The following is a 26,783-nucleotide window of genomic DNA, read 5'->3' on the forward strand; positions in this document are numbered from 1 at the left end:
AATGTCTTTTTTAAGGGGGATATAAATGGAAAAGGTGTCGGAGAGCAGTTATTACAAGTTGCAATTCAGTATATTTTCTCTTTCCAAGGGATGAGAGAGATAGTACTATGTTTGAATACGAATAATGATCATGCGATGAAATTGTACAAGAAAGTAGGTTTTGAGGAAAAAGCATGTTTACAACACTATATAATAGAGTGAAAAACCCATTCATATGAAAATGATATTTCATATGAATGGGTTTTATTACGGATTTAGAAGTGATTTGAGGCGCCAATCGTTACATAACCTTTTTTATTTTTTTCGGAACTTCTTTCGTTTGCGAATTGACATCTTCCTTTCGCAGCTCTTTAAAGAGCGAAGCAACCATAAGAACGACTACGATAGAAAATGGTAGTGCTGCGATTATAGCTGCGATTTGTAGTGCATTTAATCCTCCAGCTTGTAATAAAAGTGCTGCAATGATCGCGATTGTTAATCCCCATATAAGTTTTAAACTATTTTTCGGTGATAAGCTTCCGTTACTCGTTTGCATTGAAACAACAAATGTTGCCGAGTCGGCAGAAGTAACGAAAAATGTGGCTACTAAAATTAACCCGATAATCGTTAAAAATGTAGAGAATGGTAGATGTGAAATAACAGCAAATAATCCAATCTCTGTACCATTTTTTGCAATTTCATCAGCTATTCCAAGCGATTGGAACATTTCCATATGAATTGCGGTACCACCAAATACTGCAAACCAAAATGTACAGATAAGAGTTGGGACTAATACAACTCCAAAAATAAATTCTTTTATTGTGCGTCCTTTAGAAATACGGGCGATAAATGTACCGACAAATGGAGACCAAGAGATCCACCATCCCCAATAGAAAATAGTCCAGTTTTCAATCCAAGAAGAGGATTTTTCATTAAATGCTCCTAAATTTAATCCCATACTAGGTAAAGCTCCGATATAAGAACCGAGTGTAGAGGTAAAGTATTTCATAATAAATACAGTTGGTCCTAAAAGTAAGAAAGAGACGAGTAAAATACCTGCAAGAGAGAAATTCAAGTTACTCAAATATTTAATCCCACGATCTAAGCCGGTTTGTGCACTTGTTAAATATAAAGCGGCGAAGATAGCTATAAGTACGAGCTGAGTAAGTAAAGTGTTATGAATAGAAGGGAATAAATAGCTTAATCCCCCAGCAATTTGTTGAGCACCAATCCCAACAGATGGTACAATGCCAAATACTGTAGCTAAAACAGCTAAAATATCAACTGTTTTTCCGATACGGGAATTTTTCGATCGATTAAATAATGGAGTAACTGTAGCCCCGATAGTGCTACCTTTTTGTTTGCGGAATGTGAAATATGCAATTGTTAAAGCGACCATTGCGTATAGTGACCACGGAAAGAGTCCCCAGTGGAAAAATGAATATTGCATAGCGAGTTTGGCGCTTTCTTCTGTACCTGCTTTTCCTGTTAATGGATCTGTAAAATGTGAAATCGGTTCAGCGATTCCATAAAAAAGGAGTCCAATTCCCATTCCTGCCCCAAACAACATGGATAGCCAAGATGGATAATTATATTTTGGCTTTTCTCCATCTTTACCAAGACGAATAGAACCGTACTTAGAAAATGCTAAATAAGCAGCCAAAATAATCATTGTAGTCATAAGTAGAGAGTAAAACCATCCAAATTTATTGAGAATAAATGAGTTTAAAGAAGATGTAACACTTTGTAAATCGTAGCCTTGTATCCAACTTGCTGGGGTAATTCCCCATATAATGAATAATGTTGTTAGCAAGAAGGAGATATAAAATACACTGTTTTCTTTTTTTATCATAGAATCCCACCCTTATTTAATAAAGTTAACAATTATAATAATCATAACAATTAAGTTTTTAATTGTCAAAAAATTCCCTTTTTATAATGTGAAAGGATGCAATTTATTTTAGGGAGGTAAAGAGCAATGTGTTCACGATATGTACAAATTATAGGAAGAAATAATATGAAATATTGCATTTTATATTGTTATATCCATATTTTATGTTAAATTCTTGAATGGAATATTAAAATAGGGGGCAAGGATATGAACAAGAAATCAAAGATCAATAAAGTGATGCTTAGCATTAGTACAATGGCTTTATCGTTAGGCGCACTTCAAACTCATGCAGCAGCGGAAGAAAAAGTACCGTATAACGTGTTGAAAACGAAACCGGTTGGAATTGAAAAGTCGGTAGATGAAGTTGGGCATATTTCAAAAGTTGATGAAACTTTATCATTTCAAGAACGTTTAAAAGTAGGCGATTTTTCACAGCGACCAGCATCTATTACGAAGAAAACTGCAGTAAAGCAAGTTAAAGAAAGCTATTCAATGGCTGATTTAAACAAAATGAATGATCAAGAATTAGTTGAAACGTTAGGCAGTATTAAGTGGCACCAAATTACAGACTTATTCCAGTTTAATGAAGATGCAAAGGCTTTTTATAAAGATAAAGGAAAAATGCAAGTCATTATAGATGAATTAGCTCATAGAGGTAGTACATTTACAAAAGATGATTCAAAAGGAATTCAAACGTTTACTGAAGTGCTGCGTTCAGCTTTTTATCTTGCATTTTATAATAGTGAATTAAGCGACTTAAATGAAAGAAGCTTTCAGGATAAATGTTTACCTGCTTTAAAAGCAATCGCAAACAATCCAAACTTTAAGCTTGGTACAGTTGAACAAGATACAGTCGTATCTGCATACGGTAAATTAATTAGTAATGCTTCAAGCGATGTTGAAACGGTTCAATACGCATCGAATATTTTAAAGCAATACAATGATAATTATACTACTTATGTAAATGATCGAATGAAGGGACAAGCAATATACGATATCATGCAAGGTATTGACTATGATATACAGTCGTACTTAACTGAAGCTCGTAAAGAAGCGAATGAAACGATGTGGTATGGAAAAGTAGATGGGTTTATTAATGAAATAAATCGTATTGCTCTTCTAAATGAAGTAACGCCAGAAAATAAATGGCTTGTTAATAATGGCATTTATTTTGCTAGCCGTTTAGGGAAGTTTCATAGTAATCCAAATAAAGGATTAGAGGTTGTTACACAAGCAATGCATATGTACCCGCGCTTAAGTGAACTGTATTTTGTTGCGGTAGAACAAATTACAACAAATTATAATGGTAAAGATTATAGCGGGAATACAGTAGATTTAGAGAAAATACGTAAAGAAGGAAAAGAGCAATACTTACCAAAAACGTATACATTCGACGATGGATCAATTGTGTTCAAAACAGGAGATAAAGTATCAGAAGAAAAAATTAAGAGACTATATTGGGCTGCGAAGGAAGTAAAGGCACAGTATCACCGTGTAATTGGAAATGACAAAGCGTTAGAGCCAGGAAATGCGGATGATGTATTAACGATCGTAATTTATAATAGTCCAGATGAATATCAGTTAAATAGACAATTGTATGGATATGAAACAAACAACGGTGGAATTTATATTGAAGAGACAGGTACATTCTTTACATATGAGCGTACACCGGAGCAAAGTATTTATAGTTTAGAAGAGTTATTCCGTCATGAATTTACTCATTATCTGCAAGGGAGATATGAAGTTCCTGGTTTATTTGGAAGAGGAGATATGTATCAAAATGAAAGGCTAACTTGGTTCCAAGAAGGAAATGCAGAGTTTTTCGCAGGATCTACTCGTACGAATAACGTTGTACCAAGAAAGAGTATAATTAGCGGATTATCATCTGATCCTGCAAGCCGTTATACCGCAGAGCGTACACTATTTGCTAAATACGGTTCTTGGGATTTCTATAATTACTCGTTCGCATTGCAGTCTTACTTATATACGCATCAGTTTGGAACGTTTGATAAAATTCAAGATTTGATTCGTGCGAATGACGTGAAAAATTATGATGCATATCGTGAAAATCTAAGTAAAGATCCTAAGTTAAATAAAGAGTATCAAGAGTATATGCAGCAGTTAATTGATAATCAAGATAAATATAATGTACCGGAAGTAGCAGATGATTATTTAGCTGAACATGCACCGAAATCGTTAACTGAAGTGAAAAAAGAAATTAGTGATACGTTGCCTATGAAAGATGCAAAAATGACAAAACATAGCTCTCAATTCTTTAATACATTTACACTAGAAGGCACATTTACAGGTAATGTAACAAAAGGTGAGTCAGAAGATTGGAAAGCAATGAGTAAAAGAGTAAATGAATCTTTAGAACAATTGGCGCAAAAAGAATGGAGTGGCTACAAAACTGTTACAGCATACTTCGTCAATTATCGTGTGAATAGTTCAAATGAATTTGAATATGATGTAGTCTTCCATGGAATCGCAAAAGATGATGGAGAAAATAAAGCTCCAACGGTTAATATAAATGGCCCTTATAGCGGTCTTGTAAAAGAGGGAATTCAATTTAAAAGTGATGACTCAAACGATGAAGATGGAAAAATTGTTTCTTATTTATGGGAATTTGGAGATGGAAGCACAAGTGCAGAAGTGAATCCAGTACATGTATATGAAAGAGAAGGTTCTTATAAAGTATCGTTAAGAGTAAAAGATGATAAAGGCAAAGAGAGCAGAAGCGAAACAACTGTTACGATTAAAGATGGAAGTTTAACAGAATCAGAACCAAATAATCGTCCAGAAGAAGCAAATCGTATCGGGCTAAATAGTACGATAAAAGGCAGTCTTATTGGCGGGGACCACACTGATGTTTATACATTTAATGTAGCATCAGCGAAAGATATCGACATTTCTGTTTTAAATGAGTATGGAATTGGGATGACATGGGTACTTCACCATGAATCAGATATGCAAAATTATGCAGCTTACGGTCAAGCCAATGGGAATCATATAGAAGCGAAATTTAATGCAAAACCAGGCAAGTATTACTTGTATGTATATAAATATGATAATGGCGATGGAACGTACTCATTATCAGTAAAGTGAACTTTAATCAGTGGGAGTCTTACTGCCCGTTAACGCGGGGGAAAATAAGTGCTTTTCCAATGTATGTTTAACTTTACTTTTTGTGGAAAATAGTATATTATATAGATATATAATATATCGGTTATTTTCTAGGAGGAGCCTGTCACAATAGGTTTCTCCTGTTCTTTTTTAGGGGCCTGTCTTACAGGCTTTTCTTTAAAAGTTAAATAACTGAAAATTAAGAACTATAATCTTTGAAAGAGGTGGGGCATACACATAACAAAAAAGGGATTGTTTAAGAAAGGGGGATAAGAAATGGTCTTGTTTGGTTATCCACTTGAAACAATTTATTTATATGGATTTATTATTGCTACTATACTCACTGTTATTTATATCTTCTTTGGAGATATATTTGAATCCATATTTAGTTTTGGGGGCGGATCTGTATCCGTTGTTACTTTATTACTTAGTTTCTTCGCCATGTTATGTGGGCTTAGTTATATAGGAGAGTACTTATTTTCCTTTAATAGTATTACTATTTTCGGGGCTGCATTTGCTATATCTTTTATCGGTGTTTTCATCATGAAAATACTAATTTTAAAACCGATTGCAGAAGCAGAACAAAATACCGTACAACGTATGGATGAATTTATCGGTTGCAAAGGAGAAGTCATTACGACAATTCCTACAGAAGGATTTGGTGAAGTATTAATTTCATCCCAATTTGGAAGTAATGCAATCCCAGCTAAAACAGTTGGGAAAAAAGATATTTCGCAAGGAACAGAGGTTATTATCGAGGGAGTCCAAGATGGTGTTTTACTTGTACAAAACATCGCTTATTCTTTAAAGAAACCAAAATTATAAGGGGGAATTTACATGACGATTCCATTAATTATCGGTGGAGTTTTACTGGCAATTTTAATTCTACTCATTTTAGTATTCATTACGAAGTATCGTACGGTTGGTCCAGATGAAGCGTTAATTGTTACAGGGAACTGGCTTGGTGGAGGAAAGAATGTTGTTACCACTGATGATGGAAAGAAGATTAAGATTATCCGCGGGGGCGGTACTTTCGTAGTTCCAATTATGCAAAGAGCAGAACCTTTAAGCCTATTAAACTACAAATTAGAAGTTGGTACACGCGATACGTATACGAAGCAAGGTGTTCCAGTTACAGTAAATGGTGTTTCTATTATTAAAGTAGGTTCTACAATTGAAGAAGTATCTACTGCAGCTGAGCAATATTTAGGAAAAGAAACGGAAGAGTTAAAAGTAGAAGCAAAAGAGGTTTTAGAAGGTCACTTACGTGCAATCTTATCTTCTATGACAGTAGAAGATGCGTATAGTAATAGAGAGCAATTTGCTCAAAAGGTACATGAAGTAGCTTCTACAGATTTAAAGAAGATGGGACTTCGCATTGTTTCTTTCACAATTAAAGAAATAATGGATAAAAACGGATACTTAGATGCGCTTGGTCAGCCGCAAATTGCTACCGTTAAGCGTGATGCAACAATTGCGAACGCAGAGCGTGAAAAAGAAGCACGTATTGAAAAAGCACGTGCTGAAAAAGAGGCAAAAGAAGCAGAATATCAACGTGATGCACAAATCGCTGAAGCTGAAAAACATAAAGAATTAAAAGTACAGTCCTATAAGAGGGAACAAGAGCAAGCACGTGCAGATGCGGATCTTTCTTACGAATTACAACAAGCGAAAGCACAACAAGGTGTTACAGAAGAGCAAATGCGCGTTAAAATCATTGAGCGTGAAAAGCAAATCGAGTTAGAAGAAAAAGAGATTGCGCGTCGTGAAAAGCAATACGATGCAGAAGTTAAGAAAAAAGCAGATGCAGATCGCTATGCTGTTGAGCAATCAGCGGAAGCAGAAAAAGTAAAACAAATTAAAAAGGCAGATGCGGATCAATATAAGATTGAAGCTGAAGCGAGAGCTCGTGCGGAAGAAGTACGTGTAGAAGGTTTAGCGAAGGCGGAAATCGAAAAAGCGCAAGGTCAAGCAAAAGCGGAAGTACAAAAAGCACAAGGTACGGCGGAAGCAGATGTTATTAGATTAAAAGGTTTAGCAGAAGCAGAAGCGAAACAAAAAATTGCCGAAGCATTTGAATTATATGGTCAAGCAGCAATTATGGATATGGTTCTTAAAATGCTTCCAAGTTATGCGAAGGAAGTTGCAAGTCCGCTTAGTAACATTGATAAAATCACAGTTGTCGATACAGGCGGCGGTGGTAAAAATAGCGGGGCCGGAAAAGTTGCAGGTTATGCGACTGATTTAATGGCAACGATGCAAGAAACGTTAAAAGCTTCTTCTGGAATTGACTTAAAAGAGCTATTAGAAGGATTTGCAGGAAAAGGAGCGGTACAACAATTGTCAAGCGATAAACCTGTTGTATCTGTAGTAGAAGATGAGAAAAAAGAAGTAGAAAAAGATAAAGAATAGTAAGGTGGAAAGAACCTCTAGTAAGTGAAATACTAGAGGTTCTTCCATGAATTATAATATTTCGAATAATATACATTTTTATACATTGTTTTAATTATTTAATTTATATAGAATGAAAAAGATATGTATCGATTCTTTATGATGTAGAAAAAATAGAGAGTCTCATCGATGCATTTAAATCGTATTATTTTTATAGAAAGATTAAATGTTAATTAATTACATTTAAAACGGCATGGAGGGGTAGAAGTATGTTTCAAGGGAAATTAAGGAGTAGTAGTTTAAAAACAAAGTTACTTGTATCATTTATTATTATTTTAATTCTTCCAAGTATTGTAATTGGTTGGACGTCTTATCAACAGGCGAAGACGAATTTTAATGAAACGATTTTAAACTCGGCTAAAGATAATATAAAAATTTTGGATAATGTAATTAATAAAGAATTGGATAGTAAAAAAGTAGATGCAACTTATTTTACGAAATTATTCACACAATCAAGTTACCAAGCAGATCAAATTCAAAACATACAAAATAAACTAGAAGAATACAATAAACTGCATCCAGAAATGGAAGCAATCTATACAGGATCTAGTAATGGACAGTTCATTCAATCACCAGCTATTCAGATGCCAGATGGATATAACCCTACAGAAAGAGATTGGTATAAAGAGGCTGTGAAGAAAAGCGGAGAAGTAATTGTAACTCCTCCATATAAGTCAAAAACGACAGGGAATATTGTTATTACACTAGCAAAACAAAACGAGGATAAAAGTGGCGTTCTTGGGATTGACTTAATCATTAATGATATTGTTACTACTTCCAAGATGGTTAATATCGGTAAGGAAGGGTATGTAGCAATATTTGATCAAGATAAAAATGTAGTAGCGCACCCGACACTGAAGCCAGGAGAGAAATTAGAAGAGAAACTTAGTAAAGAATTGTATAAACAGGAAGCTGGGGATGTTCATTATTCATTAGATGGTGAAGATCGCAATATCACTTTTAAAACGAATAAGAAAACTGGATGGAAAATAGCAGGAATTATGCCTTCCAAAGAAATTATCCAAGCGGCTGAACCTATTTTCTATAAAACAATAACTGTTCTTGGAATTTCACTAATAATCGGTGGGATTGTAATTTACTTCATAATTGCGTCTATTATTAAACCGTTAAAACAACTTGTCATATCATCGAAGAAGATTAGTGAAGGTGATTTAACAGAATCAATTACAGTTCATTCTAAAGATGAAATTGGACAGCTAGGAGAAAGTTTTAACGAGATGGCTGCATCGTTACAAAGTGTCATTTCCAATATAAACACTTCAGCAAGTCATGTAGCGGCATCTTCAGAAGAATTAACAGCTAGTATGAAGCAGACAAGCGAAGCAACGGAACAAATTACACAGGCGATAGAGCAAGTATCAAGTAGTGCAGAAATACAAACGAAAGAAGTTGAAGAAGGAGCAACATTGTTAGAAGAAGTTACAGAAGGAATTCAGCGTGTTGCAGATAGTTCTTCATTAGTATCTACAGCCTCTATGTATACGAAGAAAAAAGCTGAAAATGGTGGGAAGTTAGTTGAACAAACAGTGAATCAAATGCAATTAATTCATGAGTCTGTTTCACAGTCAGACAAAATCATTGGTTTATTAGACGATAAGTCGAAACAAATTGGAGCAATCCTCGAAGTGATTCAACATATTGCAGAACAGACAAATTTATTAGCGTTAAATGCGGCAATTGAGGCTGCGAGAGCTGGAGAGCAAGGAAGAGGATTTGCAATTGTAGCAGATGAAGTGCGAAAACTAGCAGAACAATCAGGACAGTCTTCTACGGAAATTGGGAAACTAGTGAAAGAGATTCAATTTGATATAAAAGAAACAGTAAGCTCTATGAATCAAGTTGGAACAGAAGTACAATCAGGACTTGTAGTTGTAAATGAAACGAAGCAAAGCTTTGCCGAAATATTAAAGTCTACAAATGATACAGTTGTACAAATTGATAGCATGGTAGATGTAGCAAAACAAATGACGGTAGATGCAAAGCAAGTAAGTGCATCTATTAATGAAATTGCAGCTACGATTGAAGAAAATGCAGCAAGTGTTCAAAATATTGCTGGTTCCTCTGAGGAACAATTAGCTTCAGTAGATGAAATAAATGCAGCAGCAGTCCATTTATCACAAATGGCAGAAGAATTACAAGAGATGATTAGTAAGTTTAAAGTGTAATAACAAATATTAAGAAACGAGGTAATAATTTTACTTCGTTTCTTTTTTTATGAAGAGAAAAAGAAAGAAATATAGAGTAACCGTGTTATGATTAAGTATAATTAAAGAGACTGTATATTCTTTAAATTCCATCTTTAATCATGTTAGGGGAATGGTTTTGAAATTTAAAAAATTAAAACTCCAACCGAGAATTACATTAACTATAAGTACACTTATTTTAGTTGTACTTATGCTAACGAGTTATTTATTTTATTACATATTATCTGAAACGGTAGAAGAGCAAATTGGGAAACGAGCTTTGCATGTTGCGAAAACAGTTGCTGCTATACCTGAAATAAAGGAAGCTTTTCAAAAAGAAAACCCAGCTTCTATCATTCAGCCGATTGCAGAAAGAATTCGAATGGATACAGAGGCTGACTTCATTGTAGTTGGAAATAAAGAGGGGATTCGATATGCGCATCCTGAGCGAGATAAAATAGGAGAAGCGATGATTGGTGGAGATAACAAAGGTGTTTTATTAGAAGGAAAATCATATGTTTCGAAAGCAACTGGATCATTAGGCCCTTCATTACGTGGAAAAGTTCCAATCCGTAATCAGGAAAATGAAATCATTGGTGTGGTGTCTGTTGGATTTTCAATGGATGATATTCATGGAGCGGTAGAGGTGTATGGAAAGCGTGTATTTTGGATTACAATAATAGGGCTATTAATTGGAGTAATCGGCTCTATATATTTAGCGGCAAGTATAAAAAGAATGATGTTCGGTATGGAACCAGAAGAAATTTCATCTTTATATGAAGAGCATAGTACAGTGATTCAATCTGTACGTGAAGGGATTATTGTAATCGATAAAAATGGCATGATTAGTTTAGTCAATCAAGCAGCCTATGATATTCTTTCGCTAGATAAACAACAAAATATTATTGGGGAATTTATTTTAAATGTAATTCCTAATTCAACGATACTAGATGTACTTCAAACTGGTGAAGAACAGTTTGATCGCCAATTAAATATAAAAGGACAGGCTGTTATTGCGAACCGTCTACCTATTAAAGTAAAGAATAAAGTAACTGGCGTTGTATCGAGCTTACGTTTGAAATCTGAAATGGATCAGTTAACAGCAGAATTATCTCAGACGAAGCAATATACAGAGGCATTACGAGCGCAAGCGCACGAATATAACAATTTATTGTATACGCTTTCAGGTCTTATCCAATTAGAATCATACGAAGATGCTTTAGAGCTTATTCATAAGGAAACAGCGGTATATCAAGATTTTGTTCAATTTATTATGAAGCGGATTCAAAATCCATGGCTAGGTGGAATTTTAATTGGATTTTATAATAGAGCACGAGAGTTGAAGATTGATTTTATGCTAGATAGAGAAAGTGGTTTAGACAAATTAAGTCCACATATTGAGAGTAATTATGTCGTTTCTATTTTAGGAAATTTAATTACGAATGCATTTGAAGCAATTGAAAAAAATGAAGAGAATGATAAGACAGTAAGGATGTTTGTAACTGATATTGGAGAAGAAATAGTAATTGAAGTGGAAGATTCAGGGCAAGGGATTCATGATGAAATAATTACTAGCATATTCTATAAAGGCTTTTCGACGAAAGAAGGAGGAGAGCGAGGATATGGATTAGCAAAAGTGAAAGAGTTAGTAGAAGATTTAAATGGAAGTATTGCAATTGAAAAAGGGGATTTAGGTGGTGCGTTATTTATTATTGCACTACCGAAAGAGAGAGGCGAATAGTAATGGGTGAGGAGATTGAAGTATTAATTGTAGAAGATGATATTCGGATTGCTGACATTCATCGTCGTTTTACTGAAAAAATTGAGGGATTTAAAGTAATTGGAACGGCAACGACTGGAGAACAAGCGAAAGAATGGCTAGAGCTTGTGAAGCCACAGCTCGTGTTATTAGATGTGTACTTACCTGATATGCAAGGAACGGAACTTGTCACATATATTAGGAATCATTTGCACGATACAGATATTATTATGATTACAGCGGCATCGGAAACAGATGTAGTGAGGCACGCCCTGCGGGGCGGAGTAACAGATTATATTGTAAAGCCACTAATGTTTGATCGATTTAAGGCGAGTTTGGAAAGTTATCAAAAAAAGATTGTGCAGCTGAAGAAAAATAATCAATTATCTACAGAACAAATAGAACATTTATGGTCTCAAAGAGGCGTAAAGGGAAATGAAATGGAATATGCCCCGAAAGGGATAGACCCCTTAACTTTAGCAAAAATAAAAAAAAATATGTTAACAGTTAATGAAGAAGGGATTACAGCAGAGGTACTAAGTTCAATGGTAGGCGTAAGTCGATCAACTGCAAGGCGCTATTTAGAGTATTTGATATCTGGGAAGAAAGTCCACGCAGAGCTAATATATGGAAGTGTTGGGAGACCGGAGAGGCGTTATTTTCTTACTTCTTCATAATAAAAAACAGTAGAGGATTTTATTTCTTCTACTGTTTTTTTGCATCTTATATTGGAATAATCCCAATTACAATACCGGTAATTAACATAACCATTGTCGTTCCAACGGCCCACAATAAAGTGAAGCGTTGATGTTCACCGAAATCAACTTTGGCCATTCCGACCAATAAATAAGTGGAAGCGACAAGAGGACTTAATAAGTGAACGGGTTGCCCAAGTAAGGAAGCGCGTCCCATTTCAGCTGCACTAATTCCGTAAGTAGCAGCAGCCTTCGTTAAAATAGGCAATACCCCAAAGTAAAATGCATCATTGGACATGAAAAATGTGAATGGCATACTGAGAAGTGCTGTAATAATTGGCAATTGTGGTCCAAGTGCATCTGGTATAAGAGTTACTACACTGTTAGCCATGGCATCTACCATTTTTGTTCCAGATAAAATACCAGTGAAAATACCGGCAGCAAATACGAGAGAAACAACTGCTAATACATTCCCTGCATGAGAAGCAATACGTTCTTTCTGTTGTTCTAAGTTTGGATAGTTAATCATAACAGCAATAGCAAAAGCGATTGTAAATAAAACAGGTAACGGCATAACTTCTAGTATGAGACAGACAAGTAATGTAGCGGTTAATAAAAAGTTAATCCATAGAAGTTTAGGACGTTTATGCACTGCGGCTTCGACAGTTGCAGCTTGCTCATCCATTGTTTGCATTTGTTTTAAATACTGTACATCCATAATTCCTAAACGTTTTCTTTCTTTTTTTCCAAGATAGTAGGCAACGAAAACAACCCAAATTGCACCAGCAATCATTCCTGGAATAAGAGGTGTAAATAATTCGGAAGCCTCAAGTCCAAGTGCGCTCATAACACGAGCTGTGGGTCCACCCCAAGGTGTAAGATTTGTTACCCCCGCCCCTAACATAACAACTCCAGCTAATATGAGGGGGTTCATTCCAAGGCGCTTATATAGTGGATACATTGCGGAAACTGTAATCATGTATGTTGTTGTACCGTCACCATCTAGAGAAACGATAATAGTCAATATAGCCGTTCCGATAACGATTTTTAAAGGATCTCCTTTTACAAATTTTAAAATCTTACTAATGACAGGATCAAATAAACCGCTATCAATCATAATCCCAAAATATAAAATAGCGAACATAAGCATAATACCAGTAGGTGCTAACTTTTGAATCCCCTCTAACATCATAGGCCCCATATTGGCATAGAATCCGCCAATTAATGCAAAAACACTCGGAATTAATATTAATGCTACTAGCGCTGACATACGTTTCGTCATAATTAAAAACATAAAGACAAATACCATCGCAAATCCAAGTAGTGCTAACATGTAATTTCCCCCTCAAAAGAATGATTGCGCTTTCAAAACAGAATAAAAATTCAGAAAAAGGTTTTTTGTTTATAATAAAAGCATCTATTCAAATGGTAAATAATTTGAAAAATAACATCATTAGAAGCATAATTTTTATTTTGTTCATTTTGTTCACGGTAGTTAATTTGAATTTTTAAAAAGTAAGCAGCTCCTCGTAAGAATGGTAGAATAAGATGAAAATAGTGAAGTGTGAAATAGGGAGTAGATGTTATATGAAAACGAGAATTGAAGAGATTTATAGCTCTTATGAAGGAAAAGTAGAGGAGATTTTTATTAATGAATCTTCTTACGTATATGAATGGGAAAAATTACTGATGATCCGAAAAAATGACGGTGAGCTTAAAAAAATCGCAGTCGGGATTAGTGGAAATATAAGATTGGTAAATGTAGAAGTTGGACAGGAAATTAGTGCGGATACATTATTAGTTAAGTTAGAAGATGATTTGTTAATTACAGGCTGCGAGTGATGAGAGATGTGTAGAAATAACTACACATCTTTGTTTGTTTCCTATATTACAAAAAGCACATTGTTTTTTCACAAATCTCACACAACCTTTTGGTATTCTTTTCGTGGAGTATACGGTTTCTAGGGAGGGATATTGATGAAAGTAAAATATGTCGTACTTGCTATATGTTTATGTTTCGTATTTACGGTAGTCGGATGTGGAAAAAAGGAAACAGCAGCTGTTGCCATTGATGAGAAACATGATAAATGTGATATTTGCCAAATTGGGGTAACAGATAATCAATTTGCAACAGAAATTATTTTAGAAAATGGAAAAGCGTTAAAGTTTGATGATATCGGTTGTATGTATAAATGGATGGAGATTAACTCAGATGAAAAGACGAAAGAGAAATTTGTCCGAGATTATGATTCGAAAGATTGGATTTTGTTAGAAGACGCTACTTACGTATACGATAAAACAATAACGACACCGATGGCTTATAATGTCATTTCATTTAAAAATAAAAAAGATGCAGAGAGCTTTGTATCTAACTATAAGGGGAAAGTTCTTTCGTATAAAGAGCTAGCAGAGCATAAATGGGAAATGAATAAAGAGATGATAGTGAAACCGAAAGCAGGAAATCATGGTGGACATCATTAATAATAGAAAAAGACACTATATAGTTGTCTTTTTCTATTATTACTCAGGTGCAAATATAGAAAAGGTGTAAAATTTTTAGAAGAACGGTTACAATGGAATATAGTAACCTAAAGCAATCATTTATCCCGCATTAACGGGCAGTAAGATCTCCACCTCAAAATTTAGTGAAAGCAAAGAAGTGAGGTGGAGTCGGGCTGCCCGTAAAAGCCCGACTGGTGTGGGCTAATAATTAGTGGTGGATGAACAAAATCCCCACTAATTAAAGTTTCACTTTATGTACTTTTTAGAAATGTATACAAATGCGGTAAAAACGTGCTAAACTAATTGCTTCATAATGTTAATGATGGGGCCATCAGGCGTATCATTTCAATAGGTTGAGAAACATAGTATAAGCTTAAGATAATCCGTTTAAAGAAGGAATCTAAAGGGCTTATGGATAAATGTACTCAAGAAGAGTTATTGTATGTGATGGAGGAATGGTTAAGAAAACATTATCTTTCATAGGAGCTGTAGTTGTGAGAAAACAAAAAATTTTATTATGTATTTTATTAGGACTTTTAATGACGGTAGTGGCTTGCGATAAGCAAGAAGAACCAGAATCGAGACCGGTTCATGTGAAAAATGAAAAGAAAAAAGAGAAGCATAAAGAACAGGAAGAATCTAAAGAAGAGAAAAGTATAAATTTAATGGACAAACAGTTGTTACTTTCAGCTACTCTTGGAGACACAGAGACAACTATGAAGTTGATTCAGGATGGAGCGAATATAAACGTAGAAGGTGACAACGGAGAAACGCCTGTTCTTGCAGCCACGTACCAAAATCATGTAGAGACAGTTAAGGCATTAATTGGTGCAGGTGCTAATATTGAAATTAAAGATGAGAAAAAAAGTAATCCACTTCTTTATGCAAGTAGAGAAGGATATACGGATATTGTAAAAGTATTAATTAATGCAGGAGTTAATACGAAAGAAACGACTAGGTCAGGTGGGACAGCACTTATTTCTGCATCTGAGCGTGGCCATGTAGAGGTTGTTAAAGAATTATTAGAGCATACAGATATTGATGTGAATTATAAAAATGAACGTGGTGGAACAGCGTTATTAGAAGCAATTGTATTAGGAAATGGTAGTGAAAACCATAAGAAAGTAATTCAATTGCTTATTGATCACGGTGCAGATGTAAACATGGCTAACAAGGAACATCTGACGCCACTGCAATACGCTGAAAAAAGAGGTTTTAAAGATATTGTAAATATGTTGAGGGTAGCTGGAGCGAATGAAGTAGTACAGCCACAACAGCCAGTAGAGTAAAAAACGAAAAATAATCCCATTTAGATAGACAGAATGAAGAAATCAGTTAGTATGATGGATTCAGTAATGTGTATTTGAATGGGATTTTTGTTTTGAACATGAAAAATAGATTATGAATGGATGGTAAATGGAGTAAATAAGGAGGAAGCCTTATTTTGCAATTGTAAAAAATGAAAAGGTAGTTTCTGTTTGTTGCAGTGCAAGAAGTACGCCCGTAGCTGCTGAGGCAAGTGTGGAAACTTTAGCGGAGTTTGAAGGGACCGGATATGGTACTGATGTTGTTACAGCCTGGGCTATATCAATACAAGAGGAAAGGCGCATTCCACTTTATAGTACTGCTTGGGATAACTTTGCTTTGCAAGCAGTGGTAAGCAAACTAAAAATCATTAACTATGGAATGAATTTACATATTGATTGAATTTTAAGTATTGTTTCGTTCTAATTTTTATATTTAAATATATAGATTAATGTAAATGGTGATGTGGTGAATATTAACATTCGATTAACACCTAATTAACAATCTATCAAAACTGACTTAATAAATGCGTAATATAGTAAAGGTAACAAAATAACTAGGGTAGAGAACATTTGAGAACACCCACTTACATATAATGTGCCACTTTCTTAGGTGTGCTCTATTCCCTAGAGTTCAAATAAGGAGAAAGGCGTTCTATGTAAGTAGGTGTTTTTAGTTTGGATAAAAATAGAACAGTTAGGTGGAATAAATGTTTGAAAAACCTTATATTGCGATGATAAAGGATTGGGAAGGATACAAAGCATACAAAAAATTGCCGAAAACAGTTTTTCTTATGACTGGTTCAATGCTGGAATTACCAGAGTGTGTATATGAATTGCAGAAACATGGACATGATGTATTTCTTCATTGTGATTTTATACAAGGCTTAAATACGAATACAGAGGAAGCGCTTTTGTATATTCAAGATGTTATCGGGGCACAAGGTATTATTTCAACAAAAGGTTCGACAATTCGAAATGCTAATAAAATTGGATTGAAAACAATTCAACGTATTTTTATTGTAGATACTTTATCTCTTACTAAATCAATTGAAAATTGTAAAACGACTAAACCGAATGCAGTAGAGATTATGCCGGGGATTATGCCTTCTATTATTAAACAGCTAGTAGAGGAACTAGAGTTTCCTATTATTGCAGGCGGGCTGATTCAAACTCGAGAAGATGCGGAAATTGCAATTCGTGCAGGAGCAAGTGCGATTTCAACAAGTCATTATGAAGTATGGATACAAGAAGAAAAAAGGAGTGCAACCTTGTGATTGAATTGAAAAATGTTTCAAAGGTATATAAAAATGCAGAAGAGACAGCGGTTAAAGGCGTATCGGTTCATATTAAGAAGGGCGAATTTTTTGTTTTAGTTGGACCTTCGGGATGCGGGAAAAGCACATTATTACGAATGATCGCTGGCTTAGAAGAGATTTCTTCGGGAGATTTAATTATTAATGAATGTGTTGCAAATGATCTAGAGCCGAAAGACCGTAATCTATCAATGGTATTTCAAAATTATGCATTATATCCACACTTATCTGTAGAAGAAAATATTTTATTTGGACTTAAGGTAAGAAAATTACAAAAAGAAGAGCGACAAAAGCGATTAATGGAAGCTATTGAAATGGTAGGACTGAAAGAGTATGTGAAAATGAAACCAGGCCAATTATCAGGCGGACAAAGACAGCGTGTTGCACTAGCTAGGGCAATTGTGAGTCAGGCACCAATCTGTTTAATGGATGAACCACTTTCGAATTTGGATGCGAAATTACGTGCGCAAATGAGAATAGAAATTAGAGAAATTCAGCAGCGATTAGGAATTACGATGATTTACGTTACCCACGATCAAATAGAAGCGATGACTATGGGAGATCGTATCATGGTTTTAAATAAAGGAAGTATACAGCAAGTTGGAACACCACTTGACATATATAATGAACCAGCAAACGAGTTTGTTGCAAGCTTTATAGGTTCTCCTTCTATGAATATAAATGATGGGGAAGTGAATAAAGAAAAAGGTGTATTACATATAGGGAAATTGCAAGTTCCATTATCTATTAGACAGTTAAAGCAATTACCAGAAGGAACAATTCGCATAGGCATGCGTCCTGAGCATATTGCACTGTCTGAGGAAGGACAAGAAGTGACGTTGCAATCTGTAGAAGTATTAGGGAATGAATCTATATTGAACTTTGCGGTAAATGGAACAACTTGGAGTGCGAAAGTTATCGGACAGTTACTCTTGAACAAAGGTGACAAAGTAAAATTATTATTCTCGCAAGAAAAGTTATGCTTCTTTAACGAAAACACGAATGAACGCTTAAAAGTGGTAGCTAAAGAAGAGTTGAAAGTGGTGGCGAAATAATGATCGAAGTAAGTAAGTTACCAGTTCAAACAAAGGTGTCAAAAAAGAAAAAATTATGGGGGAGAACGAAAGATTTAAGAATAGGATTATTGTTTTTGGCACCATCTATTTTGCTATTTTCGATTTTTCTGTTCTATCCATTGTTTAGGACGATTTACTATAGTTTTTATTTAACCGATATACATGGAGAAGCTAATCTTTTCGTTGGCTTAGAAAATTATCAATATTTATTCTCTGATCAAGCCTTCTACAAAAGTATAAAATCAACTTTATTATTTGTTTTATATACAGTGCCTACGAGTATTATATTTGCTTTGTTTCTTGCATTGATTGCAAATGGAAAGGTAAGAGGTATTGGGTTATTCCGAGTTCTGTTTTCTTCGACGATGGGAATATCAGTAGCTGCTAGTGCAGTGATTTGGCTATTTTTATTTCATCCAAGTGTAGGATTATTTAATAATATATTAGGCTCTATGAATCTTCCTGCAATCGCATGGTTAACGAGTCCGGACTGGGCACTATTCTCTGTATCAGTTACAACAGTTTGGGTGAATACAGGATTTGCATTTTTAGTTATATTAGGTGGTTTACAAAATATCGATACGTCTTTATATGAGAGTGCATCTATAGATGGTGCTAGTTATTTATATAAGCTTCACCGTGTTACATTACCGATGCTATCGCCAACTTTATTCTTTATTGTAACCGTAACGTTAATTAGTGCGTTCCAAAGCTTTGGACAAATTGATATTTTAACGCACGGTGGACCGAATGATGCAACGAATTTAATTGTGTACTCGATTTACAAAGAGGCGTTTGTGAATCATCAATTTGGAACAGCAAGTGCACAAGCGATGGTATTATTTGTTTTCATTTTCATTGCTACATTACTTCAATTTAAGTTTGCTGAGAGAAAGGTGCATTATAAATGATTGTTAAACAGTGGAAGCAAAATTTCCTATTATACATGCTGCTCATAATTAGTGCAGTAATGGTATTTTTTCCTGTACTGTATGCGTTTTTAATAAGCTTTATGACACCAGACGATATTCAAATGAGAAGGTTATTTCCAACTCAATTTACTTTTGATAATTTCATTAATATTTTTCAAAAAGTACCGCTTTTTACATACTTATATAACAGTTTAATTGTATCGATAGTCGTTATGATTGGACAACTTATCGTATCAAGCTTAGCGGCGTATGCTTTTGTTTTTCTTCAGTTTAAAGGAAGAAACCTTATTTTCTTCCTGTTTATTTCGACGATGCTTATTCCGTGGGAAGCAACGATGGTACCTAACTTTTTAACGATTCAAAACTTTGGCTGGATCAATAGTTTCGCTGGGATGACAGTGCCGTTTTTTGCGACAGCTTTCGGTATTTTCTTGCTACGTCAACATTTTATGACACTTCCGAATGAACTGAAAGAAGCTGCATTTATTGAAGGGATTGGAAATATAAGGTTTTTATTCAGCGTTGTAATTCCGTATTGTAAAACGAGTTTTATTACGCTTGGAGTATATAGCTTTTTAACAACATGGAATATGTATTTATGGCCACTTTTAGTGACCACAGATGAAAAAGTAAGAACAGTGCAAATTGGTGTGAAGCAGCTTCAGTCTCAAGAAGTTGCAACTGATTGGGGAAGCGTAATGGCCGGTGTTACGGTTATCGTTATTCCAACATTGATTTTACTATTTTTAGGGCAAAAGCAATTACAACAAGGATTAACAAAAGGTGCAATTAAATAACTAAGAGAAGGTGAGATTTAAATGAGTCTAGTTAAAAAAGGTGCTGCGCTATTAATGGTAGCAACAATGGCATTATCTAGTGCCGCTTGTTCAAATAGTAAAACAGAAGGAAAACCTGAAGCACAGGCAAAAGTAGCACCAGTTGAAAAAAATGGTGATAAAACTGTAATTCGCTTCTGGCATGCGATGGGTGGAAAAACACAAGGAGTACTAGATGGTCTTGTTGCAGACTATAATAAGTCGCAAAATAAATATGAGATAAAGGCAGAGTTCCAAGGAACATATGAAGAGTCTTTAACGAAATTTAGAACGATGTCTGCAACGAAAGAAGCGCCAGCTCTTGTTCAATCGAGTGAAATTACAACGAAATATATGATTGATAGTAAAAAAATCACACCAATTGATAGCTGGATAAAAAAAGATAAGTACGATACGTCAAAATTAGAAAAAGCAATTACAAATTATTATTCAGTTGATGGAAAAATGTATTCTATGCCATTTAATTCATCTACACCAGTATTAATTTATAATAAAGATGCTTTCGCAAAGGCGGGCTTAGATCCAGAGAAAGCTCCGAAAACATATGCGGAATTACAAGAAGCAGCGAAAAAGTTAACGATTAAAGAAGGCGGAAATGTAAAACAATATGGATTCTCCATGCTTAACTATGGTTGGTTCTTTGAAGAATTGTTAGCGACACAAGGTGCTTTATATGTAGATAACGAAAACGGTCGTAAGGATGCTGCAAAGAAGGCGGTATTTAACGGTAAAGAAGGACAGAAAGTATTTGGAATGTTAGATGATTTAAATAAAGCTGGCGCACTTGGAAAGTATGGAGCAAGTTGGGATGATATTCGTGCCGCGTTCCAGTCTGGACAAGTTGCTATGTATTTAGATTCTTCAGCAGGTGTTCGTGATTTAATTGATGCATCTAAGTTTAATGTAGGTGTTTCATATATTCCGTATCCAGAGGATTCGAAACAAAATGGTGTTGTTATTGGTGGAGCATCATTATGGATGACGAATATGGTTTCAGAAGAAACGCAACAAGGTGCTTGGGACTTTATGAAATATTTAACGAAGCCAGACGTACAAGCAAAATGGCATACTGCAACAGGCTATTTCTCAATTAATCCAGATGCATATAATGAGCCATTAGTAAAAGAGCAATATGAAAAATACCCACAGTTGAAAGTGACAGTAGATCAACTGCAAGCAACGAAGCAATCTCCAGCAACACAAGGTGCTTTAATTAGTGTATTCCCAGAATCACGAGATGCAGTTGTAAAAGCATTAGAAGCGATGTATGACGGGAAGAATAGTAAAGAAGCGTTAGATGAAGCTGCCAAAGCAACAGATAGAGCAATTAGCATTTCAGCTCGTACAAGTCAAAAATAAGAGAAAGCCGTATCCTTAACAGGGATACGGCTTTCTTTATAGGGAGATAAGGGATCAAAGAAATGATGAAGTCTTATCTCTTTTATATGAGTAAAGGGTCTAGAGTGAATGTTGTCCTTTTCATTATTTATTTAACTCCATTGCGACTTGTTTACCATTTACGAAAACCTCTACTACCGCTACTACAACTTCCATTACTTTTTTCATCTCTCATCTCTCCTTATTTTTTGTTTCATTTCTTACTCTCAGTATAAGGAAATACAGTAATTACAACTATCGAATTGGATGACAAGAGACTTACATTGTTGTAAGGGTAATTGTTTAGTTTGTAATAAAGTGAAACTTTAATCAATGGGGCTTTTCTTCATCCCCCACTGATTATTAGCCCTCACCAATAGGGCTTTTACGGGCAGCCCTACCCCCACCTAACTTCTTTGCTTCCGCTGAATTTTGAGGTGGGGGTCTTACTGCCCGTTAATGCGGGGGAAATTTAATTCAAGGTTAAGATTCGGAATTTTCCGTTGTTTTGAACTATAATTAGAAAGGGGGGGATAATATGAAAAGAATTCTTGTTATTAGTGATATTCATGGAGAAATAGAAAAGTTCGAACAGTTGTTGAAAGAAGCTCAATATAATGCGAAAAAGGATCAATTAATCTTACTGGGAGATTATGTAGATCGTGGTCCAAATGCGCGTGCTGTAATTGAAAAGGTAAAAGAATTGAAAGAAGAGGGAGCACTCATTTTAAAAGGAAATCATGAAGATATGATGATTAAGGCGTTAACGATAAATGAGGAACGTTCATGGAACCATTGGGTAAAAAGAAATGGTGGAGATAAGACATTATATAGTTATGGATTTGTAGAAGAAGATATTGCGTTTAATGAGAAAGACTTCCAAAAACCGATTTTACAATCTTCTGTATTAGAGGAACATATAAAGTTTATTCAAGAATTAGATCATTACATTGAAACAGAAGAGTATATATTTGTACATGCTGGGGTTGAGCCGATGAAACGAGTTTCTGAATCTGAACCATATACGTTAATGTGGATCCGTAATGAATTTCATAATGGATATAGCGGTGAAAAGGTTGTTGTATTTGGGCATACGGAAACAAAGACGCTTCATAGTAGTGAGGATTGCGGAGTGTATTTTGGTAGTAATCGTATTATTGGAATTGATGGCGGGGCTGTGTATGGTGGTCAGCTAAATTGTTTGGAGTTGCCAAGTAAAAAGGTATATGTAATAAAAAATTGAAAGAGATAAGAGGAATCTTATTTCTTTCAATTTTTTATTAAGGTAAATTTAAGACAAAGTTTTTATAATAAAAATTCAAAATTTGAGAAGGAAATAGTTGAAAATGAAATTACGTAATATAACTACATTCTTTTGTTATGAAGAGAAGAAATGTAATAATAAATAGAATTGAACTATTTGATGGAAGGTGAGAGCATGCGCTTACTTGTAATAGAAGATACTACTTCGTTATTAGAATCTATCGTACAAATTTTGCGTGATGAATTTGAAGTAGATACGGCAATAAATGGAGAAGATGGATTGTTTTTAGCGCTTCAAAATATATATGATGCAATTTTGTTGGATGTGATGATGCCAAGGATGGACGGATTTGAAGTGATTCAAAAAATACGTGATGAAAAGATTGAAACACCAGTCCTGTTTTTGACAGCGAGAGATTCTTTAGAAGATCGGGTGAAGGGATTGGACTTTGGTGGAGATGACTATATCGTTAAGCCATTTCAGGCCCCTGAATTAAAAGCGAGAATTCGCGCTTTACTACGCAGAAGTGGTAGTTTAACAACGCAGCAAACAATTCGCTATAAAGGGATTGAATTGTTCGGAAAAGATAAAGACGTTCAAGTAGATGGACAAGGTATTAAGTTGACATTGAAACAATATGAGCTACTAGAGTATCTCATTCAAAATAGCGGGAAGATTTTAATGCGTGAACAAATTTTTGATCGTGTTTGGGGATTTGATTCAGATACGACAGTAGCGATTGTAGAAGTGTATGTGCATCATTTACGTAAAAAATTAGAGCCATTCGGTTATCAGAAAGATATTCAAACCGTTCGAGGTATTGGATATATATTAAAAGAACAATGAGAAAAGGAAGTATGTTTCAAAAGACACGCATTCGTTTGACTATAGTGAATTCATTAGTATTTATCCTATTAATAGGTATATTAGGCAGTATTATTTATTCATACACATATAAGCGTATTTATAATGAAGTGGATCAATCTATAAAAATGATGGCCCAGTATAGAGAGAAATTAGATGTTAAAATACCACCAAGAAAACGCATGGAGAATATCCAGATTGGAGATCCGCGAGTAACTAGAATAACTTGGAATGGGAAAATAGTGAAAATAGAGGGCGATAACCGTAAATTCCGTTCTATTTTTGAAGAGAATTTGGAAAAGTTTTCTCCAAAAAAATTAGGGGAGTTACAAGATATTGAAGTACAAGGACGATATTTTAGAGCATTTTCGCTTCAAAAAGATGGAGAAATAGTTCAAATCGTGCGAGATATAACAGCGGAAGAAAGAATGTTAAATACTTTATTTTTAATCCTCGTTATAGGTTGTAGCATAGGAAGCCTCTGTGCGATAGGTATCGGCTTTTTCCTAGCTGGCAGAGCACTTGTACCTATTCAAAATTCATGGGAGAAACAGCAGCAATTCGTTTCTGATGCATCACATGAACTAAGGACACCGCTTGCAGTTATTCAATCAAAAACGGATGTGTTATTCCAATCACCATCCGCTACGATAGAAGAAAAAGCGATAGATATTTCTACAATTTCAAAAGAATGTAGGCGGTTATCGAAACTCGTTAGTAATTTATTATTGCTAGCACGTTCTGATTCTAATCAAATTGAGATGGATAAGAAAACATTTGAACTTGATAAATTGTTAGAAGAAATAGTAGCTCCATATAAAGAGATTGCTTCTTATCAAGAAAAAGAAATGATACTAAAAGTAGAACGTGGTGTATCTTTTATGGGGGATAGAGAGCGGATTCATCAAATGATGGTCATACTGTTAGATAATGCGATGAAGTATACAAACGAAGGTGGGCATATTCAAATCGATTGTACGCAAACGAGTAGTTCAATTCGTATACAGGTGAAGGATGACGGGATAGGAGTGAAAGAAGAAGATATTCCGAAATTATTTGATCGTTTTTATCAAGGGGATAAAGCAAGAAGTACGTCAGAAGGAGCTGGATTAGGTCTTTCAATCGCAAATTGGATTGTAGAAAAGCATTATGGAAAAATATCAGTAGAGAGCAGGTGGGGAAATGGCACTAGTTTTGAAGTGATTTTCCCTAAAAATCAAAAAATATAAGTAAGAAGACGATCTTGTTTTTACAAGGTCGTCTTTTTTTAAGGGAAAGTTAAGAAACTATTTATATTATGTATGGCATAAAGAACGTTCGTTACATGAAGAAGAGACTAGGTGTATGTGAGTGGATTTTATCAATCATAATGTTATCTCAAGCAGAGATGAGATGTATGTATAGTATTAAAAAAATTATGGGAATGCTGAAAAAGAAAGTGTAAGAGGGAGGAATTAATTTTGAAAAAGAAAATGATGATGGTATTCACTATTGGAGTAATGAGTTTAAGCATATTAGGTGGTGCCTCTCCTTCTGAAACACAAAAAGGAAAGACAGATTACACGCAGCGCAGTAAAGAACAATTGAACAATGGTAAGATACATGCAGTGCATACAGAAGAAAAAGCAGAGGAACTAGGTATTGAAACGGAAGGAAAAGAACAAATTACATTAGAAAAAGAAATTCATGAAACAGAAGTAGGAAGGGAAGCAGAGCAGTTAGGTATTTCGATAGAAGGAAAAGATGTTGGGACGCTGTCAGAAGAAATCTATGAAACAAAAGTAAAGCAAGAAGCGTTAAAGCTAGGTATATCTATAGAGAATACATCAATTGTAGATTTAATTACTCAAATTAATACGATTAAAATTAAAGATGAAGCAGATAAATTAGGCATTTCTACAGATGGAAAAGAAATCGAAGACATCGCGGAAGAAATCTACGGAACGAAAGTAAGAGAAGAAGCAGGAAAGTTAGACATTTCTCAAAAAGGAAAAGAAATTGAAGAGTTAGCACAAGAAGTGTACGAACAAAAAGTACAGGAAGAAGCAAAAAAATATCATATTGATTTGTACGGTAAAGATATATATCAAATATTAAAAGAAATTAATGAACAAAAGGTGCTACAAATGGCAGATGAGCTTAATATGGATAAAATGAATATGAATATTCAAGAGTTAGCGGAAAAGATAAAAAAAAATCAGCCTGAAAAAGGAAAAGAACTAAATTTTGTACCGATGATTAGAACGGATGCTGACGCATTTTATTCTTATTTAACGAATTAATAAGGGCGTGAAAGTGATAAGAAAATTGAAGTGGTATATATGTACAGCTTTACTAGGTGCAGCAATATGGAGTGTATATACAAATGGAATTCCAAAGTATGTAGAGAAGTTTACATTCTCAAATATACAAAGAGGAAAAGAAACGGAGTTTTGTAATAACGATGAAAAAGTCATCTTATCAAATGTTCCATTAATTCAGCAGTTACCAGAATTGGATAGAGGCTGTGAAGTGACAAGTTTAGCGATGATGTTACAATATGCTGGTGTTTCAGTGGATAAGATGACATTAGCAAATGAAATAAAAAAAGTTGATTTTATAGACGATGGTGTGCGCGGGAATCCGAATGAAGGATTTGTAGGTAATATTTATACATTTTCTGAATCAGGATATGGTGTATATCATGGGCCACTTTTTCAGTTAGCGGAAAAATATTTACCTAATAAAGCTGTAGACTTAACTGGGAGGAATATAGAAGAGATTTATAAGAGTGTAAAAGCAGGACAACCGGTAGTCATGATCACAAATGCAACATTTGCACCATTAGATGAAGATGAATTTACTACATGGAAAACAAATAGTGGAGATGTTTCTATTACGTATAATGAACATTGTATTGTACTTATTGGGTATGATCAGGAATCTGTATATATTCGAGATCCACTTGAGGATAGCTTAGATGTAAAAGTGCCGAGAGAAATCTTTGAACAGGCATGGGTGCAAATGGGGAGTCAGGCAATTAGTTATGTAAAGAACTCCAAATAAATTAGGAGGAAGAGTTTTAGTAAGATGACTATAAGGCGAAGGATAGAGATTGAAGATTATAAGAGAAATTTTTTAGAGTAGAAGCTGTTGAGAAATAAGAGAACTTTAGTATATATAATGCTAAAGTTCTCTTATTTTTATGATTAAAATCCTTATTAAGGAGTG

Annotated in this window: 21 protein-coding genes and 3 pseudogenes; 22 read left to right on the forward strand and 2 right to left on the reverse strand. The window is 34.7% G+C overall.

From position 1 onward, the window contains the following. Nucleotides 1-30: 30 nt before the first annotated feature. A pseudogene (locus AXW78_RS31525) lies at nucleotides 31-201 on the forward strand (GNAT family N-acetyltransferase); the annotation flags it as partial. A 79-nt stretch (nucleotides 202-280) separates the two neighbouring features. Here the strand turns inward: AXW78_RS31525 and opuD are convergent. After that, the gene (gene opuD, locus AXW78_RS02735) at nucleotides 281-1,831 is read right to left on the reverse strand and encodes a glycine betaine transporter OpuD (RefSeq protein ID WP_061883756.1); all 1,551 of its coding nucleotides are present in this window, start codon (nucleotides 1,829-1,831) and stop codon (nucleotides 281-283) included. 246 nt (nucleotides 1,832-2,077) lie between these two features. Between opuD and colA the strand changes: the two genes are divergently transcribed. The 7 genes and pseudogenes from colA (at nucleotide 2,078) to AXW78_RS02765 (ending at nucleotide 12,084) form a co-directional block, all read left to right on the forward strand. Further along, complete coding sequence (gene colA, locus AXW78_RS02740) at nucleotides 2,078-4,975, forward strand: collagenase ColA (protein WP_061883757.1); 2,898 nt, start codon at nucleotides 2,078-2,080, stop codon at nucleotides 4,973-4,975. 294 nt (nucleotides 4,976-5,269) lie between these two features. Continuing rightward, nucleotides 5,270-5,818 (forward strand): NfeD family protein, encoded by a 549-nt coding sequence (locus AXW78_RS02745; RefSeq protein ID WP_000242447.1) that lies wholly within the window; start codon nucleotides 5,270-5,272, stop codon nucleotides 5,816-5,818. Nucleotides 5,819-5,830: 12 nt separating this feature from the next. Next, nucleotides 5,831-7,405, forward strand: a complete 1,575-nt coding sequence (locus tag AXW78_RS02750) for a flotillin lipid rafts scaffold protein FloT (protein WP_000155019.1) — start codon at nucleotides 5,831-5,833, stop codon at nucleotides 7,403-7,405. Nucleotides 7,406-7,653: 248 nt separating this feature from the next. Then, nucleotides 7,654-8,688 (forward strand): annotated as a pseudogene (locus tag AXW78_RS35630) (HAMP domain-containing protein); the annotation flags it as partial. Nucleotides 8,689-8,769: 81 nt separating this feature from the next. Then, complete coding sequence (locus AXW78_RS35635; protein ID WP_416135246.1) at nucleotides 8,770-9,630, forward strand: methyl-accepting chemotaxis protein; 861 nt, start codon at nucleotides 8,770-8,772, stop codon at nucleotides 9,628-9,630. A gap of 151 nt (nucleotides 9,631-9,781) precedes the next feature. Continuing rightward, nucleotides 9,782-11,389 (forward strand): ATP-binding protein, encoded by a 1,608-nt coding sequence (locus AXW78_RS02760; RefSeq protein ID WP_074619279.1) that lies wholly within the window; start codon nucleotides 9,782-9,784, stop codon nucleotides 11,387-11,389. 2 nt (nucleotides 11,390-11,391) lie between these two features. Next, nucleotides 11,392-12,084: a response regulator gene (locus tag AXW78_RS02765; RefSeq protein ID WP_000503471.1), complete on the forward strand. Its 693-nt coding sequence runs from the start codon at nucleotides 11,392-11,394 to the stop codon at nucleotides 12,082-12,084. 46 nt (nucleotides 12,085-12,130) lie between these two features. Here AXW78_RS02765 and AXW78_RS02770 read toward each other — a convergent pair whose 3' ends face one another. Next, nucleotides 12,131-13,435, reverse strand: a complete 1,305-nt coding sequence (locus AXW78_RS02770) for a CitMHS family transporter (protein ID WP_000880466.1) — start codon at nucleotides 13,433-13,435, stop codon at nucleotides 12,131-12,133. 254 nt (nucleotides 13,436-13,689) lie between these two features. Here AXW78_RS02770 and AXW78_RS02775 point away from each other — a divergent pair, with 254 nt between their 5' ends. From AXW78_RS02775 to AXW78_RS02840, 14 genes and pseudogenes are all read left to right on the forward strand, one after another. After that, on the forward strand, nucleotides 13,690-13,944 hold the full coding sequence (locus AXW78_RS02775) for a hypothetical protein (RefSeq protein ID WP_000857376.1): 255 nt from the start codon (nucleotides 13,690-13,692) through the stop codon (nucleotides 13,942-13,944). 135 nt (nucleotides 13,945-14,079) lie between these two features. Next, nucleotides 14,080-14,583 (forward strand): nitrous oxide reductase accessory protein NosL, encoded by a 504-nt coding sequence (locus AXW78_RS02780; protein ID WP_000865663.1) that lies wholly within the window; start codon nucleotides 14,080-14,082, stop codon nucleotides 14,581-14,583. A gap of 440 nt (nucleotides 14,584-15,023) precedes the next feature. After that, nucleotides 15,024-15,893, forward strand: coding sequence for an ankyrin repeat domain-containing protein (locus tag AXW78_RS02785; RefSeq protein WP_000287343.1), 870 nt, complete (start codon nucleotides 15,024-15,026; stop codon nucleotides 15,891-15,893). A gap of 142 nt (nucleotides 15,894-16,035) precedes the next feature. Beyond that, nucleotides 16,036-16,311: pseudogene (locus AXW78_RS02790) on the forward strand (GNAT family N-acetyltransferase); the annotation flags it as partial. A 307-nt stretch (nucleotides 16,312-16,618) separates the two neighbouring features. Continuing rightward, nucleotides 16,619-17,185: a glycerol-3-phosphate responsive antiterminator gene (locus AXW78_RS02795; RefSeq protein WP_061883759.1), complete on the forward strand. Its 567-nt coding sequence runs from the start codon at nucleotides 16,619-16,621 to the stop codon at nucleotides 17,183-17,185. After that, nucleotides 17,182-18,279 carry an ABC transporter ATP-binding protein gene (locus AXW78_RS02800; RefSeq protein ID WP_000571374.1) on the forward strand — a complete coding sequence of 366 codons (1,098 nt, stop codon included), beginning with the start codon at nucleotides 17,182-17,184 and terminating at the stop codon, nucleotides 18,277-18,279. The genes AXW78_RS02795 and AXW78_RS02800 overlap by 4 nt, the downstream gene beginning before the upstream one ends. Next, entirely contained in the window at nucleotides 18,279-19,211 is a 933-nt protein-coding gene (locus AXW78_RS02805) for a carbohydrate ABC transporter permease (protein WP_000573807.1), read from the forward strand. Before AXW78_RS02800 ends, AXW78_RS02805 begins: the two co-directional genes overlap by 1 nt. After that, nucleotides 19,208-20,029, forward strand: coding sequence for a carbohydrate ABC transporter permease (locus tag AXW78_RS02810; protein ID WP_000635939.1), 822 nt, complete (start codon nucleotides 19,208-19,210; stop codon nucleotides 20,027-20,029). The genes AXW78_RS02805 and AXW78_RS02810 overlap by 4 nt, the downstream gene beginning before the upstream one ends. 21 nt (nucleotides 20,030-20,050) lie before the next feature. After that, nucleotides 20,051-21,427, forward strand: a complete 1,377-nt coding sequence (locus tag AXW78_RS02815; RefSeq protein WP_000060602.1) for an ABC transporter substrate-binding protein — start codon at nucleotides 20,051-20,053, stop codon at nucleotides 21,425-21,427. 556 nt (nucleotides 21,428-21,983) lie between these two features. Beyond that, entirely contained in the window at nucleotides 21,984-22,688 is a 705-nt protein-coding gene (locus AXW78_RS02820; protein ID WP_061883760.1) for a metallophosphoesterase family protein, read from the forward strand. Between the two features lie 195 nt (nucleotides 22,689-22,883). Further along, complete coding sequence (locus tag AXW78_RS02825; RefSeq protein WP_061883761.1) at nucleotides 22,884-23,555, forward strand: response regulator transcription factor; 672 nt, start codon at nucleotides 22,884-22,886, stop codon at nucleotides 23,553-23,555. Next, nucleotides 23,552-24,802: a sensor histidine kinase gene (locus AXW78_RS02830; RefSeq protein WP_074594047.1), complete on the forward strand. Its 1,251-nt coding sequence runs from the start codon at nucleotides 23,552-23,554 to the stop codon at nucleotides 24,800-24,802. Before AXW78_RS02825 ends, AXW78_RS02830 begins: the two co-directional genes overlap by 4 nt. Nucleotides 24,803-25,033: 231 nt before the next feature. Next, nucleotides 25,034-25,855 carry a hypothetical protein gene (locus AXW78_RS02835; protein ID WP_000728557.1) on the forward strand — a complete coding sequence of 274 codons (822 nt, stop codon included), beginning with the start codon at nucleotides 25,034-25,036 and terminating at the stop codon, nucleotides 25,853-25,855. Nucleotides 25,856-25,862: 7 nt separating this feature from the next. After that, a complete protein-coding gene (locus tag AXW78_RS02840; protein WP_046946730.1) occupies nucleotides 25,863-26,618 on the forward strand; it encodes a C39 family peptidase in 756 nt (251 codons plus the stop codon). Nucleotides 26,619-26,783: the final 165 nt, after the last annotated feature.

It is taken from the genome of Bacillus thuringiensis, assembly GCF_001595725.1.
GTDB lineage: Bacteria > Bacillota > Bacilli > Bacillales > Bacillaceae_G > Bacillus_A > Bacillus_A thuringiensis_K.

Bases quoted from the DNA above. Each gene is read 5' to 3' on its own strand.
- AXW78_RS02815 (WP_000060602.1), top strand. From the start codon at position 20,051: ATGAGTCTAGTTAAAAAAGGTGCTGCGCTATTAATGGTAGCAACAATG.
- AXW78_RS02785 (WP_000287343.1), top strand. From the start codon at position 15,024: ATGTACTCAAGAAGAGTTATTGTATGTGATGGAGGAATGGTTAAGAAA.
- AXW78_RS02810 (WP_000635939.1), top strand. From the start codon at position 19,208: ATGATTGTTAAACAGTGGAAGCAAAATTTCCTATTATACATGCTGCTC.
- AXW78_RS02805 (WP_000573807.1), top strand. From the start codon at position 18,279: ATGATCGAAGTAAGTAAGTTACCAGTTCAAACAAAGGTGTCAAAAAAG.
- AXW78_RS02820 (WP_061883760.1), top strand. From the start codon at position 21,984: ATGAAAAGAATTCTTGTTATTAGTGATATTCATGGAGAAATAGAAAAG.
- AXW78_RS02765 (WP_000503471.1), top strand. From the start codon at position 11,392: ATGGGTGAGGAGATTGAAGTATTAATTGTAGAAGATGATATTCGGATT.
- AXW78_RS02760 (WP_074619279.1), top strand. From the start codon at position 9,782: ATGGTTTTGAAATTTAAAAAATTAAAACTCCAACCGAGAATTACATTA.
- AXW78_RS02780 (WP_000865663.1), top strand. From the start codon at position 14,080: ATGAAAGTAAAATATGTCGTACTTGCTATATGTTTATGTTTCGTATTT.
- AXW78_RS35635 (WP_416135246.1), top strand. From the start codon at position 8,770: ATGAAGCAGACAAGCGAAGCAACGGAACAAATTACACAGGCGATAGAG.
- colA (WP_061883757.1), top strand. From the start codon at position 2,078: ATGAACAAGAAATCAAAGATCAATAAAGTGATGCTTAGCATTAGTACA.
- AXW78_RS02745 (WP_000242447.1), top strand. From the start codon at position 5,270: ATGGTCTTGTTTGGTTATCCACTTGAAACAATTTATTTATATGGATTT.
- opuD (WP_061883756.1), bottom strand. From the start codon at position 1,831: ATGATAAAAAAAGAAAACAGTGTATTTTATATCTCCTTCTTGCTAACA.
- AXW78_RS02830 (WP_074594047.1), top strand. From the start codon at position 23,552: ATGAGAAAAGGAAGTATGTTTCAAAAGACACGCATTCGTTTGACTATA.
- AXW78_RS02750 (WP_000155019.1), top strand. From the start codon at position 5,831: ATGACGATTCCATTAATTATCGGTGGAGTTTTACTGGCAATTTTAATT.
- AXW78_RS02770 (WP_000880466.1), bottom strand. From the start codon at position 13,435: ATGTTAGCACTACTTGGATTTGCGATGGTATTTGTCTTTATGTTTTTA.
- AXW78_RS02775 (WP_000857376.1), top strand. From the start codon at position 13,690: ATGAAAACGAGAATTGAAGAGATTTATAGCTCTTATGAAGGAAAAGTA.
- AXW78_RS02795 (WP_061883759.1), top strand. From the start codon at position 16,619: ATGTTTGAAAAACCTTATATTGCGATGATAAAGGATTGGGAAGGATAC.
- AXW78_RS02825 (WP_061883761.1), top strand. From the start codon at position 22,884: ATGCGCTTACTTGTAATAGAAGATACTACTTCGTTATTAGAATCTATC.